The sequence below is a fragment of the Ferrimonas pelagia genome (assembly GCF_039543565.1).
GTDB lineage: Bacteria > Pseudomonadota > Gammaproteobacteria > Enterobacterales > Shewanellaceae > Ferrimonas > Ferrimonas pelagia.
Map to the genome: position 1 here is coordinate 38,786 of NZ_BAABJZ010000100.1, position 16,898 is coordinate 55,683.

General features: G+C 58.0%; 20 protein-coding genes. 9 read left to right on the plus strand and 11 right to left on the minus strand.

The window, feature by feature from the left end; translation table 11 throughout:
• Position 1: 1 nt before the first annotated feature.
• Complete coding sequence (locus tag ABEA08_RS17920; RefSeq protein ID WP_345336758.1) at positions 2-550, minus strand: GNAT family N-acetyltransferase; 549 nt, start codon at positions 548-550, stop codon at positions 2-4.
• 23 nt (positions 551-573) lie between these two features.
• The gene (gene torR, locus ABEA08_RS17925) at positions 574-1,290 is read right to left on the minus strand and encodes a two-component system response regulator TorR (protein ID WP_345336759.1); all 717 of its coding nucleotides are present in this window, start codon (positions 1,288-1,290) and stop codon (positions 574-576) included.
• A 153-nt stretch (positions 1,291-1,443) separates the two neighbouring features.
• Here torR and ABEA08_RS17930 point away from each other — a divergent pair, with 153 nt between their 5' ends.
• Entirely contained in the window at positions 1,444-2,460 is a 1,017-nt protein-coding gene (locus ABEA08_RS17930; RefSeq protein ID WP_345336760.1) for a hypothetical protein, read from the plus strand.
• Positions 2,461-2,869: 409 nt separating this feature from the next.
• On the opposite strand, the gene ABEA08_RS17935 is transcribed toward ABEA08_RS17930, so the two are convergent.
• Together ABEA08_RS17935 and ABEA08_RS17940 are read right to left on the minus strand one after the other, a co-directional pair.
• On the minus strand, positions 2,870-3,367 hold the full coding sequence (locus ABEA08_RS17935) for a prolyl-tRNA synthetase associated domain-containing protein (RefSeq protein ID WP_345336761.1): 498 nt from the start codon (positions 3,365-3,367) through the stop codon (positions 2,870-2,872).
• A 75-nt stretch (positions 3,368-3,442) separates the two neighbouring features.
• A complete protein-coding gene (locus tag ABEA08_RS17940; RefSeq protein WP_345336762.1) occupies positions 3,443-4,438 on the minus strand; it encodes a calcium/sodium antiporter in 996 nt (331 codons plus the stop codon).
• A gap of 301 nt (positions 4,439-4,739) precedes the next feature.
• On the opposite strand from ABEA08_RS17940, the gene ABEA08_RS17945 reads away from it, so the two are divergent.
• The 4 genes from ABEA08_RS17945 to yecR all read left to right on the plus strand — a co-directional run bounded on the left by ABEA08_RS17945 (position 4,740) and on the right by yecR (position 8,053).
• Positions 4,740-5,381, plus strand: a complete 642-nt coding sequence (locus tag ABEA08_RS17945) for a glutathione S-transferase family protein (RefSeq protein ID WP_345336763.1) — start codon at positions 4,740-4,742, stop codon at positions 5,379-5,381.
• A 199-nt stretch (positions 5,382-5,580) separates the two neighbouring features.
• Positions 5,581-5,817 carry a hypothetical protein gene (locus ABEA08_RS17950; RefSeq protein ID WP_345336764.1) on the plus strand — a complete coding sequence of 79 codons (237 nt, stop codon included), beginning with the start codon at positions 5,581-5,583 and terminating at the stop codon, positions 5,815-5,817.
• 352 nt (positions 5,818-6,169) lie between these two features.
• On the plus strand, positions 6,170-7,498 hold the full coding sequence (locus ABEA08_RS17955; protein ID WP_345336765.1) for a sulfatase-like hydrolase/transferase: 1,329 nt from the start codon (positions 6,170-6,172) through the stop codon (positions 7,496-7,498).
• Positions 7,499-7,729: 231 nt separating this feature from the next.
• Positions 7,730-8,053, plus strand: a complete 324-nt coding sequence (gene yecR / locus ABEA08_RS17960; protein WP_345336766.1) for a YecR family lipoprotein — start codon at positions 7,730-7,732, stop codon at positions 8,051-8,053.
• 42 nt (positions 8,054-8,095) lie between these two features.
• Here yecR and ABEA08_RS17965 read toward each other — a convergent pair whose 3' ends face one another.
• On the minus strand, positions 8,096-9,001 hold the full coding sequence (locus tag ABEA08_RS17965; protein WP_345336767.1) for an AraC family transcriptional regulator: 906 nt from the start codon (positions 8,999-9,001) through the stop codon (positions 8,096-8,098).
• Positions 9,002-9,147: 146 nt separating this feature from the next.
• Between ABEA08_RS17965 and ABEA08_RS17970 the strand changes: the two genes are divergently transcribed.
• A complete protein-coding gene (locus tag ABEA08_RS17970) occupies positions 9,148-9,603 on the plus strand; it encodes a YybH family protein (RefSeq protein ID WP_345336768.1) in 456 nt (151 codons plus the stop codon).
• Here the strand turns inward: ABEA08_RS17970 and ABEA08_RS17975 are convergent.
• The 5 genes from ABEA08_RS17975 to ABEA08_RS17995 all read right to left on the minus strand — a co-directional run bounded on the left by ABEA08_RS17975 (position 9,592) and on the right by ABEA08_RS17995 (position 13,053).
• Positions 9,592-9,885, minus strand: a complete 294-nt coding sequence (locus ABEA08_RS17975; protein ID WP_345336769.1) for a hypothetical protein — start codon at positions 9,883-9,885, stop codon at positions 9,592-9,594. The two genes, ABEA08_RS17970 and ABEA08_RS17975, sit on opposite strands and share 12 nt — an antisense overlap.
• 77 nt (positions 9,886-9,962) lie before the next feature.
• A complete protein-coding gene (locus ABEA08_RS17980; RefSeq protein WP_345336770.1) occupies positions 9,963-10,991 on the minus strand; it encodes a metal-dependent hydrolase in 1,029 nt (342 codons plus the stop codon).
• Positions 10,992-11,111: 120 nt separating this feature from the next.
• Positions 11,112-11,729, minus strand: coding sequence for a sensor histidine kinase (locus ABEA08_RS17985; protein WP_345336771.1), 618 nt, complete (start codon positions 11,727-11,729; stop codon positions 11,112-11,114).
• Positions 11,672-12,388, minus strand: a complete 717-nt coding sequence (locus tag ABEA08_RS17990; protein ID WP_345336772.1) for a hypothetical protein — start codon at positions 12,386-12,388, stop codon at positions 11,672-11,674. Before ABEA08_RS17990 ends, ABEA08_RS17985 begins: the two co-directional genes overlap by 58 nt.
• Complete coding sequence (locus ABEA08_RS17995; RefSeq protein WP_345336773.1) at positions 12,385-13,053, minus strand: response regulator transcription factor; 669 nt, start codon at positions 13,051-13,053, stop codon at positions 12,385-12,387. The genes ABEA08_RS17990 and ABEA08_RS17995 overlap by 4 nt, the downstream gene beginning before the upstream one ends.
• Positions 13,054-13,445: 392 nt before the next feature.
• On the opposite strand from ABEA08_RS17995, the gene ABEA08_RS18000 reads away from it, so the two are divergent.
• Entirely contained in the window at positions 13,446-13,862 is a 417-nt protein-coding gene (locus ABEA08_RS18000) for a hypothetical protein (RefSeq protein WP_345336774.1), read from the plus strand.
• Between the two features lie 419 nt (positions 13,863-14,281).
• Here ABEA08_RS18000 and amrS read toward each other — a convergent pair whose 3' ends face one another.
• Positions 14,282-15,373 carry an AmmeMemoRadiSam system radical SAM enzyme gene (gene amrS / locus ABEA08_RS18005; protein ID WP_345336775.1) on the minus strand — a complete coding sequence of 364 codons (1,092 nt, stop codon included), beginning with the start codon at positions 15,371-15,373 and terminating at the stop codon, positions 14,282-14,284.
• A 111-nt stretch (positions 15,374-15,484) separates the two neighbouring features.
• Between amrS and amrB the strand changes: the two genes are divergently transcribed.
• Entirely contained in the window at positions 15,485-16,264 is a 780-nt protein-coding gene (amrB, locus tag ABEA08_RS18010) for an AmmeMemoRadiSam system protein B (protein ID WP_345336776.1), read from the plus strand.
• Positions 16,242-16,856: an AmmeMemoRadiSam system protein A gene (gene amrA / locus ABEA08_RS18015; RefSeq protein WP_345336777.1), complete on the plus strand. Its 615-nt coding sequence runs from the start codon at positions 16,242-16,244 to the stop codon at positions 16,854-16,856. The genes amrB and amrA overlap by 23 nt, the downstream gene beginning before the upstream one ends.
• Positions 16,857-16,898: the final 42 nt, after the last annotated feature.

A 16,898-nucleotide genomic window follows, 5' to 3' on the forward strand; every position in this document is an offset into this window, starting at 1 on the left:
CTCACGGCGATGAAGGCGCTCGACTCTGACCAAGTTCATAGACAAATGACAGCATCCCCTCAGCCGTCGGGGCCGCCTGACGAAACCCCAACCCCGTCAGCAAACGCCTCGACGCAACATTGTCCGGCGCCACCCCAGCCACCAGCTCATTCACGGCTTGATGTCGGTGACACCAAGCCAGCAATCCGCGCAGGCTCTCTTTGCCCAACCCTTGGCCCCAGTGCGCTTCGCCCAGCAGATAGCCTAAGTGGGCCGTGTCGGAGTTGGGCTGTTGATAGAGGAACACGAACCCCAGAAGCGTACGCGCGCTTTGGTCATGGATCGGCAAAAGGACACTGTCCTGCTGCATCCGTTCAAACCAGATCTGAGCCTGCTCCTGAGTTTTAATGCCCTGAAAATAGGGCGGCAACTCCGCTACAACGGCGGATGACAGCAGTGTTACCAGGCGGTCGAAAAAGTCATCTCGAGCGGAGCGCGAGGCCGGTAAAGCGATGGGGGCGACGGACAGCCGAGACGTCTCAAATGCGCAGTGCGCCAAGGAGGTGTTCATACCTGGATGTGCTCAATTCAGAGTTAAGACGAGGAGACAGCAGCAGCAAACAGATAGCCTTCGCCGTGCACGGTGACAAACAGCTTGGGCCAGTCCGGCTCCCCCTCCATCTTGGCGCGCAAGCGACGGACCAGCACATCAATGGTGCGCGTGGCCGGGGCATCGACCCGATGGGAGATCAAGTTCATCAAGCGCTCTCGCGGCATGATCTGCTGGGGATGCTCGACAAACGCCTGCAGCAATTCAAATTCTGCGGTGGTCAACGCCAAGGGGATCGCATCACGGCTAAGCTGACGCGCCTGCGGCGCCAACACCCAACCGGCAAACTCACAACGGCTAACATCCACGCGAGCGGGCGCCTGTCGAGCCAAACCGATCCGCCACAACAGATTTTTCACCCGCACCAGCAACTCTCGCATCTCCACCGGCTTGGTGACATAGTCATCAGCGCCCATCTCCAGGCCGACGATCTTATCCACCGCATCGTCCCGCCCCGTAACCAGGATGATCCCCACCGTCGACTGACTGCGCAGCTCCCGGGTCAGCAGCAACCCATCCTCGTCGGGCAGATTGACGTCCAGCAGCACCAGATCCACCGCCTGCTGCGCCAGCACGGTGCGCATAGCTGCGGCGCTATCGGCCGAGCACACCCGGTAGCCAGCGCGCTCAAAATAGCCCTGATGACGCAGGCGAACTACCTCATCATCTTCGACAACCAGAAGTGTGGCTTGCTGACTCATTGAATTCCCAAACTAAAGTTTTTTGACACTGAAAGATCATGCCTCGCTCACGAACGCCGCTCAAGGTCTAATCTTAAGGTAGTCGCGGCGATCAGAGTCGACAAACCGTCAACGCCGTGCGACTTTGAACATCCATAACAAGGAAGAATAACGATGACCTCATTGCGTCAACATGCCTTTAACGTCATGCAGGATCTGCAAAAACTGCCGCTGGAGGGTTCCGAGTCGCTGGCTCGGCGACAACGCGACTACCTAGCCTTAATGGCTCAACACCTAGGCCTATCGGTCCAACCCAATCACCCCACGCCGTTTGCCGCCGATGAGCCCAGCCAACAGCCGCTGGCCGACGCGTTCAACCAACGTGCCACCCATTACCGTCAGCTACACCAGTTCCAATTGGCGCTGCTGCACGCCATTCGCCAGTGCGGCAGTCACAGCCAGCCGATGCAGGTGTTGGTGGTGGAGCCGGGCCCGATCGGCGCCATCGTCCTGCCCGTATTGCTGCTGCTTCGCCCCAATCGCGTGCAATTAACCCTGCTGGAGCCCGATGCTGAAGCACTGGCGTCGCTCAAACGCTTACTGCTCGCGCTGGATCTGGGCGATTGCGTGCAAGCCCTGCATCACACCACACCAGAAACCTGGCAGCCCGAAGCGCAACAACGCTTTGATCTGATCCTCGCCGAGCCAAGCCAACCACTGCTGCAGCACGATCCCTACCTGGCCCGCCTGCAACATCTGGCCCAATACCTCACGCCGCAGGGCCAGCTGCTGCCCCAAAGCATCCTGATGGACGCCTGGCTGATCGGCCGTCATGACAACGTTCGCTCCGAGCACTGGTATCCACTCGGCGGCTTTTTCACCCTAGACCGCTATGCCGTGGATTTTATGGCGCAACAGGCACAGCCCGACATCGGGGGAGAGTTACCCAGCTTCCACGACTGTCAGCCCGAGCAGTTGGCGCTGACCACCGAGCTACAATTGTTCGATAACCTGTGGCTAAAGGGCGCCCAGTCCCCACTGACGCACACCCAGTTCCACGACGTCAGCCAATTTAAACGGCTCAATCAGGTCCGATTCCAATACCGCTGGCCCGAGCAGCGTTTTGCCTTCAACTGCAGCGGCGACGCAATGACGCAGACCAACAAGGCGTCGCAGGGACAGAGCGGCTAATTTGGGCTCGACACACATGACGCTCACGGACATCGCTGGCTCAGTCATGTCCATGAGCGCCAAGGTGGCCGATAGGTAAACACACAAAACCCTGCCTCATCAACAAACGCCCTGAGTTAGCACTGCCCTGTCAGTTTCGTCCTATGTCGCTATGGGGTAGGCAGCGTGCAAAAGCACGGTTACTGACAATGACAACCAAGCCAATTAGCTCAAAATTCCGAGCTTAGCTGGCACGTCCCACTCCAACACCTCACGCAGCCAGAAGAACATCCGCGCTATCAGTACCCGCAGCCGCTGCGGTTTATCCGCACCTAGCGAGCTCACTTTTGCGTGCTTCAACCTAAACTGCGCCCTCATCAAACGACCGCGTGTTTTACCGCAAGCCGCAGACCACAGCACACTAGCCGAGCTAAGCGTCATCCTTTGTTGGCACGGGCAACGTCAGTAACGTCAGCGCTCTCTGCCAGTGGGCTAACAAGGTTTCAATATCCTGCGGCGCGATCACCCAAGTCTGAGTGTTGTCCAAAGGATGGCACTGCAGCGACTCGCCGCACCACAGTGCCTGATCGATCCATAGCGTCACCGCCTGGTCAGGATCATTGATCAGCGCCAGCAAGGACACGTGGCCGGGCTGGACACCAAGGTATCGCTCCAGCCGCTCGGCCGAGGCAAAGCCCAGGCGCGACAGTGACATCTGTTTCGATAGAGCTTTGAGATCCACCGCCTTGTCCGGTGTGGTGATCAGCAAAAAGTGACGTTTACCATAGTTATCTCTGAGAAACAGATTCTTGGTACGCAGACCGGTGCGCACCAATTGCAGCCGATCGGCTTCCTGACAATTGTGCAGTGGCGGATGTTGATAGGCCTGATAGGCGATGCTCAATTGGTCGAGCAGGGAGGCGATCATAACGGGGAAACAGTAGCAGAAACGATGAGCGCCACCTTACCCCAAGGCAAGGTGGCGCTCAACCGGCCACACAACTCAAGCGCTCATGCTCAGGCCCAGCTGCCACATATAGCCACTAAACAGCACCAGCAACACACCCCCACCGGCGCGGCTGAGGGTATAGGACCCGTCCCGACCGTTCATCTGGCCACGCTGGCGCAGCACGGCGGCGAAGAACATCAGCCCCACCACCGCGGTCAGTCCCGCCATGGCAGGCACATCCCGAGCCATCACCGGGGCGGGCAGTTGCAGACCGTTGCCCAGCAATGCCGGAAACGCAATGACCCCCAACAGGTTGAAGATGTTGGAGCCGATCACCGTGGCAAAGGCGATGTCATGCAAACCGCGCCGTACCCCGGCCACCGCCGCAGCCAGCTCCGGCAGACTGGTGCCAAAGGCGATCACCGTCAGGCCGATCACCAGCTCGCTGATCCCCGCCGCCCGGGCCAATTCCACCGCGCCCCACACCATCACCTGTGACGAGCCCAGCAGCAGCGCCAGCATCAACACTGTCTCCAGTGCCGCCCGAGCTTTGGAGATCGCAAGAAACTCCAGCGCCTCCGGCTCCGCCTCGCCGTTTATGACGCAACGACTTAAGTAAAAGCAGTAAGCCAGCAGCGCCGTCAGCAAAATAACACCGTCCCAGCCAGCCAACTCGCCGTTAGCCATCAACAGCGCGACCAACGCCATGGCCAGCACCAAAATAGGGAACTCTTTCTGGATAAAACGTGAATGGGCGATCAAAGGCGTCACCAACGCACATACACCCAGAACCAAGCCGACGTTCATGATGTTAGAACCGATGCCATTGCCCACCGACAAGCCCTCGGCGCCGTTCAGTGCCGCCACCGCGGACACCAGTAGCTCTGGCGCCGAGGTGCCAAAGGCCACCACCGTCATACCGATAAACACCAGAGAAGCGCCACTGTGTTTGGCTAAGGTCGCCGCGCTGGCGATCAGGCGATCGGCGCTAAGCGACAGCACCACAAAACCGGCCAACAGAGCCAACAGGGGGAACGCAAGAGAGAACATACTGGAAAGTCCGAGGCGAGGGCTGAAAGTACACGAATGATCCCACGCCCAGCCCTCGCAATTGGCGCGATATCACTCGAGTCTCGCCTGATCGTCATCGCCAAATTACTGGATGACTGACTGGATGTGCCACGGTCGAACGACCAATGATGTTGACACAACCTCCCGCTTTTTCGGCGCAGGATGGCTACTCCCTCAAATGGAAGCGGGCATTATAGCCATCCCAAGCGGCGTTGCAATCCCTTGTTTGCTGCCCGTGCTCCTTGCTACCTTGGTACGCATTCATCAAGGAGGAACACGCATGATCACCCTGCACGGCTACCCCCGCACCCGCACCACCCGCGTCGCCTGGCTATTGGAAGAGCTGGGTCTGGATTGGCAATACCAACTGGTCGATCTGGCCAAAGGCGAGCACAGAGGCAAGGCCTTCCGTAGCCTCAATCCCAGGGGCCGGGTGCCCGCCCTGCACGACAGCGACAGTGAGGCTCTGCTGACCGAATCCGTCGCCATCTGCCTCTATCTGGCAGAAAGATATGGTAACGGACAGTGGTTGCCGCAACCCGGCAGCGCCGAGTCCGGCCGGCACCATCAATGGCTGAGCCTGATCACCGCCGAGCTGGAGCAAGCCCTGTGGCTGATGGGCAAGCACAAGTTTGTGTTGCCGCCGGAGCTGCGCATTCCGGTCAACGTCCAGTTTGGTGCCGATGAATTTGCCAAACTGCTGAGCGAGGTGGACGACGAACTGCCAGAGCAGGGCTTCCTGCTGGGCGATCGGATCAGCGTGGCCGATATCCTGATGGCACAAACCCTCAACTGGGCCCAGGCCTTCAAGCTACCGCTGACCGACAAGGCCGAATCGTTTCGTGCGCGGATGTACGCCCGACCCGCGATGCAGCGGGTGCAACAAAGGGAGGCGGCGGTCCTGAGCGACTCAGAGCACTAAACCGGCACTCAGCGTGACTCAGACTGCCTGAGTCACGCGCTGTCGAGCGTTAATCGCCCAACCCAAAACGCTTGGCCGATTAACGCAAACGGCTTGCGGTGACTTGAGCCAAGGCAGCATTCCCACAAGCACGCCCGACCTAGCAACAACAAGACGTGGCAATAACCCGTGTGGTGCAGACAAGCGGAGAGTCCATAACATGACGGATGCGAAACTGATTGTGGTGCTAAAAACCTGCATCGCTCTGGGGCTGCTGCTGATCTTACTCGGCCTCTACTTCCACAACTTCAGTGACACCATCGAAGCCATGGGCGTGCAGGGGATCATCATCAGCGCCGGGTGCGTCGCTTGTGGCATGGCGCTGTCACTGCCCACCAAGATGTACCTGACCTTTATTCTGGTGAAGCGCGAAGCGGAGAAACGGCAACAACAGTAATGACCCCCGCTCAGTCGCCTCCTAACAGCCGTACCTCAATGAGCCGCCATAAAGCCAAAAGCCGCTCCCCCGTATGCCTCGCCATCCAGCCGCCTGTCGTTCTGTCCTATCGTTGGTCTCAGCCAGCGCTGAGCTCACGACCATCTTCATCACTCTCCTCATCACTGCCCTCACCATTGCCCTGTCGTTTTGACCCTACCCACTTCTGGGTTGGCTTAGGGCTTCTACGTCGCCGGCCGTGACCCACAACTTAAAGCCACGTAAACCTTTGCCAAGTTAACTGCCTGTCCGCTTGGGTAATGGTAACGTCGGCAGCCACATGCCCTATTCAACAATGGAAGAGTGAAAGACCATGCTGCCATCACCAAAGCGCGCCCTGCCCTGGGCCATCGCCACCACCTTGCTGGGTACCAGCGCCATGGCTCAGGCCGAAGAGCGCGATCACCTCAACTTTGTCTGGATCGTGGCGGACGATCTGGGCTACGGCGACACCGGTTTCAATGGCTCGACCGAGATCCTCACCCCCTATATGGATCAGATCGCCGAGGCCGGCGTGGTGATGTCCACCGCTTATGTTTCCGCGCCGGTTTGCGGCCCATCCCGTGCCGGTTTCCACACCGGCCGTTACCAGCACCGCTTTGGCTATGAAGGCAATGGTGGACGTAAGTGTCAGGACTGTGGCACCGCAACCAACGAATTGATGATCCAGGAATACCTGCAAACCCAAGGCTATTACACCGGTCTGGTCGGCAAATTCCACGACGGCAAAGACGAGGAATTTCAGCCCTACAATCGCGGCTTCGACGAATACTTCGGCTTCAACAACGGCGCCCTGGGCTACTGGGTTGAAGACAACGAAAATGGCATGCTGCGCCGCAATGCCACGCCCGTCGAGCGGGAAGAGGAATACCTGACCGACGCCTTTGGCCGGGAGTCTGTCGACTTCATTCGCCGCAACGCCGACAAGCCCTTCTTCCTCGAAGTGGCCTTCAACGCCCCCCATGCTCCGATGCAGGCTCCGGATGAAGATATGGCCCGATTCGAACACCTAGGCCAACGCCAAACATTGGCGGCGATGATCAGCAACATGGATAACAACATCGGTCAGATCCTCAAAGAGCTGGAGACCCAAGGCGTTGCCCATAACACCATGATCGTGCTGTTCGCAGACAATGGCGGCAAATGGGAGCACGGCGGCAGCAACGGCCCGCTGCGCGGTGAAAAAGCCGGTGCCTTTGAGGGCGCGATCCGCATCCCCTTCGCCGCCAAGCTGCCGGAGATGATCCCGACGGGCACCCGCTCCGACACCATGATCAGCATGCTGGATCTGTTCCCGACCACGGTCAAACTGGCCGGTGGCGAGATCGATCCAAACTGGGAACTGGACGGCAAGGACATTCTGCCGGTGCTCTCCGGACAGACCTCCGAGTCACCGCACCAGCGCCTGTTCTGGCGCTACACCGACAGCTGGGCCATCCGTGACGGCGACTGGAAGCTGGTACAGAACAAGAAAGAGGATCCCGGCCTTTTCAACCTGGTCGAGGACATCGGCGAGCAAAACAATCTGCTGCGCACCATGCCAGAGAAGGCCGAAGAGCTGCGCCAAACCTGGCTTGAGATGAGCACCGAGCTTGGCCCCGCCGGCTGGGGTCGATTCAAAGGTCGGATCGACCGAGATTAATCTCTTCTCTCGAGACAACGGCGCCGATGGCGCCGTTTTTTGTGGCTGGCATTTAAGTTCGGCACACTGGATCTGAGAGCAAACAGAGTGTCACGCTTTGCCCGCGTTGACGCACGTGTCGCGGCTCACCTCACAAAAATTGCACAGTTCACCAACCTGACCAAGGATCAAACACTCCGTCTGATATAGTGCTTAAATTCCAACATATCAGTGATTTACGATATAAAGAAGATGAAAACAAAGGGCGTCACTCATTGTTGTTTGGTCTTGCTTGCTGCAGCGCTCATAACAGGCTGCAACGTTAAAAAGGAATGGTTGCTGTTTGATGTAAATCAAACCGATGGCAAAGTCGAGATCGCTTATACCTTGGGTGTCTTGGAAGTCCCTCTGATCGAAGAGGGACAGGATCACGCTCTTGCAGCTCAACAGTGCTTGGACTGGGGCTATCAAACGGCAGAGCCGTTTAAGATCACCGAACGCCGCTGCCAACGTTTCAGCTCTGACGGCAGCTGTTCAACACAGTTAATTATTCGCCGCTATCAATGCCACAAATAGTGCCCATCAAAACCTAGATCGCTTATCGCTTAACCAGGCTGGCTATTGACGCTGTTTCGGTGCCCCGCTGATCCGCTCTTGCCGAAAAGCCTTCGGGGATAGCCGCTCCATCCGGCGAAAGAATTTAACGAAGTTCGTGGGTTCGCTGAATCCCAACTGGTAGGCGATCTGAGACACTGAAAGTACCTGTTGAGATAGCAGGCGCTTGGCTTCCAATGCAACACGTCGATCTATGGTTTGTTTGGCAGAAAGGCCGGTTAAGCTGCGACACAAACGATTTAACGTGCTGGCTGAACAGGCCAATTGAGCAGCATAAAAAACAACACTACGCCGTTGCGCAAAGTTCGCTTCCAGCAAACGACCGAACTGATGGTAAACACGCTGTTGCGGCTCATGTGGGTTCAATATCTCAGCACGATAGACGTGGGCAAGCTTGGCCAAAACCGCCAGTACAGTGCTGCGCTGAAACAGGAGCGACAACGGCTCGGCAGGTGCTTGGATCTGTTCGCGTCGAAGTAAACGAAGCTGACGGGCCAATGTGTACCACTGCTGACGCTCAAGCTTGTGGTGGGTTGGCCACCGATCCAGCGCGATCTGCTCAAGCTCATCCTCATCGCATTGAACCAAAGGCATCGCCTGTGGGCTGATAAAAAGCAACTCGGCCTGCATGCCTGGGTTAGGGCTCCAGTGTTGACTTTGCCCCGGTTTCACCCACACGGCATCTCCGACCTCTAAGTGATGACATTGAAAATCGATACTGTGGCTTCCTTGCCCGCCGGTAATGAGCATCAAGATATAAAACTGCGGCCTTTCACCGGTTTGATACTCAACCTTACTCTCGACTTGATGTAGTTGCTGCCAAGTCGTTACCTCAACCCCGAGCGACTCAAATTGACGCCCATTAAACGCCACAGGACGGATGACAGGGGTTTGTGAGCGAACTGGCATATTTATCCCTATGCTCCATTTTGACCATTTAAGGAGTCTACTTGACCTCGTTCGTCGTAGCGAATAACTAAATAATTATTAGCACAATAGAGGGACTAGACCGGATCGCCGGCTCTCTAAAAACGACTTTAAAGAGGAAAGATCGGATGCTGAAATGGGCCAAAATGACTTGCCTGCTCTCCCTGTTCTGTGCCGCTGCAAACGCGAACCCCACCGTTGAACGGGAGGTACAATCAATACTCGATAAGTACACCGCCAGTGTGAAGACACTGGACATGACGCTGGCGCAAAGCATTTGGAGTCAATCCCAAGCCGTCAGCATGATCACGCCACGAGCCCACCAATCCGGCTGGGAAGCGGTCAGCGGAGGATTTTATCAAGGCGCGATGGCATCGTTTTCAGATCGAACATTGGTACTCCGGGACATCGCGATCCACCCACTTGGTGCCGACTCAGCCTGGGCGGAATTTGATTGGAGGTTTACCGCCACGACCTCAACAGGGAAACAAATTGTCCACGACGGGCGAGAGTCACAGTTGCTGCACAAAGAGGCCGACGGCTGGAAGATTGTCCATGTGCATTATTCCCGCTTACCGGAGTAACGCGTCTCCTGCACTGAGTTTGATCTTGTGGCCGCATGTCACACGGGCAATTTCAACCACAGAGCCGATGCTTAACGAATCGACAGATAGGGCGTTCGCACTGCTTTTCATTTTCCATTTCGCATGCCGCATCAGCACCCCTAGGGCACAGGTGAAAAGCCGCGACAGGATGAACTCGCTCGATGCCATATGGGGCACAACTCCTGCATAAACTAGGTATTGTGCCCCTGACGTTTTGCTGACGCCCAGCAAAGCAATCATGGTTGCTGACAGCGAGCTCATCTTGAACCAATACGGGGATTACGCTCAGCGATATGCACCGCCGAGCGACTTCTTGTTGGACTCAGCGTCGGGCGAACTCAATCATGCCAGGTACACAATTGGCAGGTTTCAAGCCAGGGGCCAATGCTCTGATCACCCAGCAATCGAGTCTTGATCTGGCTCAGATCGACATCTATCGAGTCGTTTTGTCGCAGTATCGGCTCGATCATCTGCCACTGCCCATCGCCTGCCTGGATGGCAAATTCGTACTGGAAATAGGTGTGGCCAAACGCGCCTAAGCGCAGATCGGACACGATCAACTGATCTTGCTCGACACGGTAACTGACGAAGTCATTGGCAAAGGTGCGCAGCTGTTCGAGTTGCCACGGCGTTTCGGCGAGCGGCCAGTGGCCTAGGGGCTGGCGGACAAAACGCACCTGTTGATCGCGGTCCAGCACTGAGGCCACCCCTTCCCAATAGTGCGCGTCATCGAGCACCACCACGCGCCAAAGCAACGTATTAAAGGCGGTCGGGGTCAGAAAAATCGACGCCTGCGGCAAGCCGAGGGCGGCCAGGCTGTCTTGGGCACGGCGCTCAATGAGCTGCTTGGCGGTCAGGCCCCAGCCCAGATACAGCGAGGAGAGGAGCAGGCCATAGACACACCATCGGCTGGCGCGCTGAGGGCGAACCCGGCCTGCGACTAACGCCAGCAGCAGTGGCACCGTGTACAGCGGATCGATAATGAACACGCTGGAGGCGGAGAAATAACCGGAGATGGGCCAAAGTAGCTGGGTGCCGTAGCTGGTGAAGTAATCCAGTAGCGGGTGCGTGATCAACGCCAGGGCGATCAGCGTCCAGAGCCGAGCAAACGACCAGTCGGCGATCGGTCTAAACCGGTCGATCAGCCAAGCCAGCATCAAGGAAAACGGCAGCAAAATCAGCAAGGAGTGGCTAAATCCCCGGTGTTTCACCACATTGGCGACATCGTCGCTGTAGCTGATCAATACGTCCAGATCCGGCAGCGTGCCGAGTAAGGCGCCGGCCAGCAACACTTTGCCATTGCAGCGTTTGCCGGCCACGGCCCCGGCCACGGTGGCGCCGAGCGCCGCTTGGGTAATGGAGTCCACTAAGTTCCTCGTTGGTTATTAATCATGCGCACAAGTGCGCTTTGTTTTGCACTCGGTCCTGTAACACGAAAGTGTCTGTTGCAGGCTTGTTCGTGCGGTTTTGTCCCGTGATGATCGCCACTACCGATTGTCGTGTTCCGGCTCTGCGGCAAATCGCAGCGTGATCTGATAGCGGCCTGGGTGTTGCTCAGTTGTCAGCGTCCATTGATATTGCTGTGCCAATCGCTCGACCAGCTTCAGTCCCAGGCCAAATCCGATGTTGTCCCGTTCGCCTGCGTGGCATTGGCTTGTGTCGTTGCTTATCACCACACGGGGACCCGTTTGAACGATACGGATCTCGCCGCCGCTGGCGTGTTGAAATGCATTGGCGATCAAGTTGGCCAGTGCAATGCGGCAGGGGTTTTGGGGTAGGGGCCACTGGCCCGGCTCGGTCTGCTGTGATAGCGAGACCGCTTTGTTGGCCCTTTGCGGCTGCAGCTCGGATACCAGGTTGGTAATGATGCAGGCTAAGTCGACAGGCTCTGCCGGCTGCGGTTCAGCTTCATCGCGGCTGAGCCAGAGCAGGGTTTCCACCAGGCGGATCATCTCTTCGCTGGCTTCATCGATGCGGCCCAGAACGCGGCCGGGGTGATCGGCATGCTCACCCTGCAGGCGCTTGAGCAGTTCGGTATTACTGCGGATCACCGCCAACGGCGAGCGCAACTCGTGGCTGGCAAATTGGAGAAACTCCTGCTCCATGCGCAAACTGGCCGTTTGGCGTCGACGCTGCGCTGCAAGATCTCGGCGATCTCGGCAAATTCATGAAAGCGAAAATGTTGCGGCTTAACCGTCGCTGATGAAACGGTGCCGGACAACGCTTGGGCCCAGGCTTTGAGCGACTCCAGTGGTTGCACCAATGCCTTGATCACGAACAGCAGTAAAGCGGTGAAAATTGCCGCGAACAGGATGCTGAGCCACAACGCTCGGTAGTAGATCTGCACCTCAAAGCGGCCCAGTTGCACGCCGGTGGCCTGCCAGTCGACGGCTTTGCCGACATACACCGCGTGACCTGCTTGGTTTTCAGTGCGCAGCACGTAGTAGAGGATCTCCGGTGAGATCAGCCAGGGTCGATCGCTGGCCCGTTTATGCAGAGTGTTTAACTGCGCCGGTGACTGTTCAAAGTGCCGGCGAAACTCCTGGGGAAAGGCGTGCCAGTCCCGATGCAGCACCAAGCCCATGGCCCGCATGTCGCCGCTGCGATCGGCCCGAGCGGCGTCTTCCAGCACGCCGTAGATCACCGTATTGGTGCCGTCTTTGTAGTAGTCAAACATCAACACGAAGAACACCCTTGCCATCAGGGCCGTGGCGAGCAGTCCGGTGACGATAAACACCGCTTTGATGCTGGTCCGAGTCTTCACTCTGGTGCCTTGATGGCGTAGCCATGGGACTTAATGGTGCGCAGCAAGGGTACCTCTTCGGGCCGGTCAATTGCTTTACGCAACTTATGAATATGCACCTTGAGGCTGTTGTTGTCGTCACCTTCGGCGCCCCAGATAGCGTCGATCAAGGCCGCTTTACTCACCGGGGCGGGCGCGGCGCGCAGTAGCTGCTCCAACAGCGCCAAACCGGTGGGGGAAAGCGCCAGTTCGCGCTGACCGCGCCTGGCTTGATGCAGGTTGAGATCCAGGCTGAGATCCGCCACCTGCAGCCGCCGGGCCTGAGGGCTTAAGCGGCCACTGAGCGCTTTGACTCGGGCGATCAACTCTGCCATGGCGAAGGGTTTGATCAGGTAATCATCCCCGCCAGCATCGAATCCGGCCAACTTATCCTCCAGCGTGTCCTTGGCGGTCAGAAACAGGATGGGGATGCGCTCGCCGGCGACTCGCAGTCGCTGACATACCGTCACGCCGTCGAGGCGGGGAAGATTAATGTCGAGGATCACCATCTGATAGGGGTGTTGGCACAGCAACTCCAGTGCCATCACACCGTTATCGGCGTAGTCGCAGGGGATCCCTTCTAACGCCAAGTAATCGACAATGGCATCGGCCAGGTTGCGTTCATCTTCCACCAGTAAAACGCTCACTGTGACTCCTCGGGTTGTTTGCACAGCGCAGTTTGCGCAAAGCGATCGGTACGGCGCGATCGACGTGTTGTCACCCACATAGGGGATCCATTTCTGGCAGAGTTTGCATGAGCCTCAGCCGAAAGGCAATGGAGCGAAAGTGTGGCAAACGTGTCGCGATAACTCAACAAGTTGCCTTAACCGGACGTTAACCGACAATCTGTTATCCTTGCCGCACTGTCTGTTCTTTGCTGCGAAGGGTTCGATGAAACGACGCCAAGGAGATGGCTGACTGTTGTCTGCGCTGCTCTTTATTCTCAGTGGCGGCTGCAATCATTTTTGATCTCGAACTTGACTGGATGGTGAATGTTTTATCTTCCGTGTTTCGCTTTTAATGATCTATGAGGTGATTTATGAAAAAAGTGCTCATTCCCCTGCTGCTGTTGCTACTGCCGTTGAGTGCACAAGCGCGTCTGAATGCCCAAACGGCAACAGAGGCGGTAAAAGGCCAGTGGCAATTGTTGTCTGTGCAGTTAGCGGGACAAGAACAAAACCGTTACCAAGGCGAGTTACCGCTCTGGTCTTTCGATGGTGAAAACTTTGTGGTCGAGGCCGACGAGTTAAACGGTAAGGTCGAAGGGCAGTATCGAATATTGCGCACCCCCTATCGTCTGCGCACCACCATTATTTTGATCTCCGATCAGCTGCGGGTGACCTACCTGCCCTTTGGCAAGTTTGTATTCGACTCGCTGGAGGGCGACATTCTCACCTTCACCGATTGGGATAGCGGCAGCCATTACCGTCTGCAGCGGTTGGCTGAGGCGGGCTAACTATCAGCCCTTGCCTCTGCTGACTCCGTAACGGCACGAGGCAGAACACTCGATATGCAAGCTAAGGCCGCCAAAGCGGGCGCCTGCAACCCAAGCAGACTTCTACCTTCAATCGTATGCTGAACATGTTTAGGTAGCCTCCTTATCCTCAATGCTCTCTGATCCACACCGCTTGGTTTCAGCGAGCAGCCTAAGCGGCCTCTCGCGAATCCAGCGTTTGTTGCCGTTCACCCGCCGATCGCTCTGCCTTTTGCTCGCGTTGGAGATCTCGAACTTAGACGCTCGGTCTTCCTGACCGAGCGCCGACATGTTGCGCCGCAGCCTTTGGGCCGCAACAGCCGTGACAAAGCCTGCTTAGCGGCGTACTGGCCTCTCAGTTATCGCCTGCCGGTTTGGCGCGCAGCACCGCATGCGGTGCTTCACCCGATCCGTACCGGCACCCGTTGCCGTCCCCACTGGCCCGGCGTCGCCTCAAACCGGCCGGGGATCGCCTCCCCGCACTCAGTGCACACGCCCTGGTCCTGCGCATCTAGGCTCAACCCCCAACTGCCCAGTTCATACCAGTCCCGCTCGATCAGCAGCGCCCGGCAGCGCGGGCAGCGGGTGCTGCCACCATCACTGTCGTGCACATTGCCGGTGTAGACGTATTGCAGGCCGCAGGCGCGGGCAATTGCCCGGGCCCGGCTTAGGGTCGACGCCGGGGTCGGTCCCGGCTCCAGCATCTTAAAATCGGGATGATAGGCGGTGAAGTGCAGCGGCACCTGGCTACCGAGCTTGTCCTTAAGCCATTGACACATTCGGGTGAGCTCTGCGTCCGAATCATTGTGTCCGGGGATCAATAAGGTGGTGATCTCCAACCAGCAGTTGGTCTCTTCCTTTATATAGATTAGCGTATCCAGCACCGGGGCCAGATCGCCACCGCAGATCTTGTGATAAAAGTCCTGGGTGAACCCTTTGAGATCGACATTGACCGCGTCCATCGCAGCAAAGAAGCGCTGGCGCGGCTCAGGGTTGATGTAACCGGCGGTCACCGCCACCGTGTGGATCCCCCGCGCCCGACACGCCGCCGCCACATCCAACGCGTACTCGAAAAAAATGACCGGATCGTTGTAGGTAAAGGCAACGCTGCGACAACCACTGCGCTCGGCGGTGCGGGCCAGTGCCTCGGGCGAGGCAGCGCTGCCTAAGGTGTCCATCTCCCGTGACTTGCTGATATCCCAGTTCTGACAGAACTTGCAGGCCAGGTTGCAGCCTGCAGTGCCAAAGGAGAGCACCGGCGTGCCGGGCAGGAAATGATTGAGCGGTTTCTTTTCGATGGGATCGATGCAAAAGCCGGAGGAGCGACCATAACTGGTCATCACGATGGCGCCGCCCTGCGCCTGACGGACAAAGCAAACGCCCCGTTTGCCTTCACGCAGGCTGCACAGGCGCGGGCACAGGGTGCACTGAATACGGCCGTCATCCAGCCGTTGCCAATAGTCGGTGGCGACCGTGTGCGGGGGCAGCGACATGCTCAGCTCCGGTTAGGCGGGTTCCTCCTATAATTGTAGTGATGGCCAGCCACTCTATCCCCTTGTCCTGCACATTCGGTAGGCTCTGGCGCAGCACAAAAGGAAACACCGATGAGCTCAACCCGTCCGCCCGCCGTTGCCGGTGCGTTTTATCCTGACGATCCCGCTGGCTTAAACCAGCAACTGGACGCCTTTTTGTCACCGCTTCCTGTGGCAACACCCCACAGCGCCCCCCGCGCGTTGATCGTCCCGCACGCCGGCTATGTCTACTCCGGCGCCATCGCCGCGCACGCCTTCGCCTATCTGGCGCAAACCCGTTACCAGCGGATCTGGCTGCTGGGCCCGGCCCACCGCGTCGCGCTGCGTGGGATCGCCGCCCCCAGCTGGGCCGAGTTTAATACGCCACTCGGCCCCGTGCCGCTGGATCGACACTGCCTTGAACGCTTGATCCGTTGTCCCCATGTCACCGTCTGCGATCCCGCTCATCAGCTCGAGCATTGCCTTGAGGTGCAGCTGCCGTTTCTGCAGCGCCTGCTGCCGGGCACTCCTATCGTGCCGCTGGTGGTGGGCCAGATCGCCCCTGCCGAGCTCGAACAACTGCTCACCGAGCAGGTTGAGCCCGATGATCTACTGATCATCAGCACCGATCTCAGCCACTTCCATGCGCAAACCGAAGCACTGCAACGCGATGGTGAGACGGTTAGGCGGATCCTCAAGTTCGACGCCGGGCTCAATGGCGACGACGCCTGTGGCGCCTATCCGCTCAATGGTGCCCTGCGCTGGGCTCAACACCAGGGGTTGTCGATCCACAAAGTGGCGCAGGACACCTCCGCCCGCGTCAATCACGATCATCAACAGGTGGTGGGCTATGCCGCATTCGTCCTGCAATGACACCCCGTCACCCGCCGAGCAACAGCGCTGGCTTGCCTGGGTGCGCCAGAGCATCGCCGCCCAATGGGGCCAAACCGCCCAGCCGCCATCACTGCAGTGGGGCGATCGGATCACCGATGCCTTTGTCAGCCTGCATAAAGGCGGCGCACTGCGCGGCTGCATGGGCGTCACCGGCAACCAAACCCAACCGCTGACCGCCTTGCTGTCCCATCTGGCGCAACAAACCGCCTTCGCCGATCCCCGCTTTGCCCCACTGGCTCAGGCCGAACTGGACGATTGCCAGATAGAGATCCATATCCTCGGCCCCAAGCACGCCATTGCGGCCAATTCTCGGGCTCAATTGCTGCACTACCTGCAAGCCGGACAGGGATTACAGCTACGCCAAGGTGGACGCTCGGCCCTGTTTCTCCCCGTGGTCTGGCACCAGTTACCGGACAAAAACGACTTTGTCGATGCGCTGCTGCGCAAAGGCGGCTGGCGCGCTGATCACTGGCCCGACGCCATGGACGCCCGCACCTTTTCTGCATTTGAAGTGCATGGCGACGCAGTCCCGTCAGCCGAGGCCACAGATCTGCGCCAACAGAAGAAATGACATCCGAATCAAAACCAATGAGTTAGCGTAAAATCCTGTCCC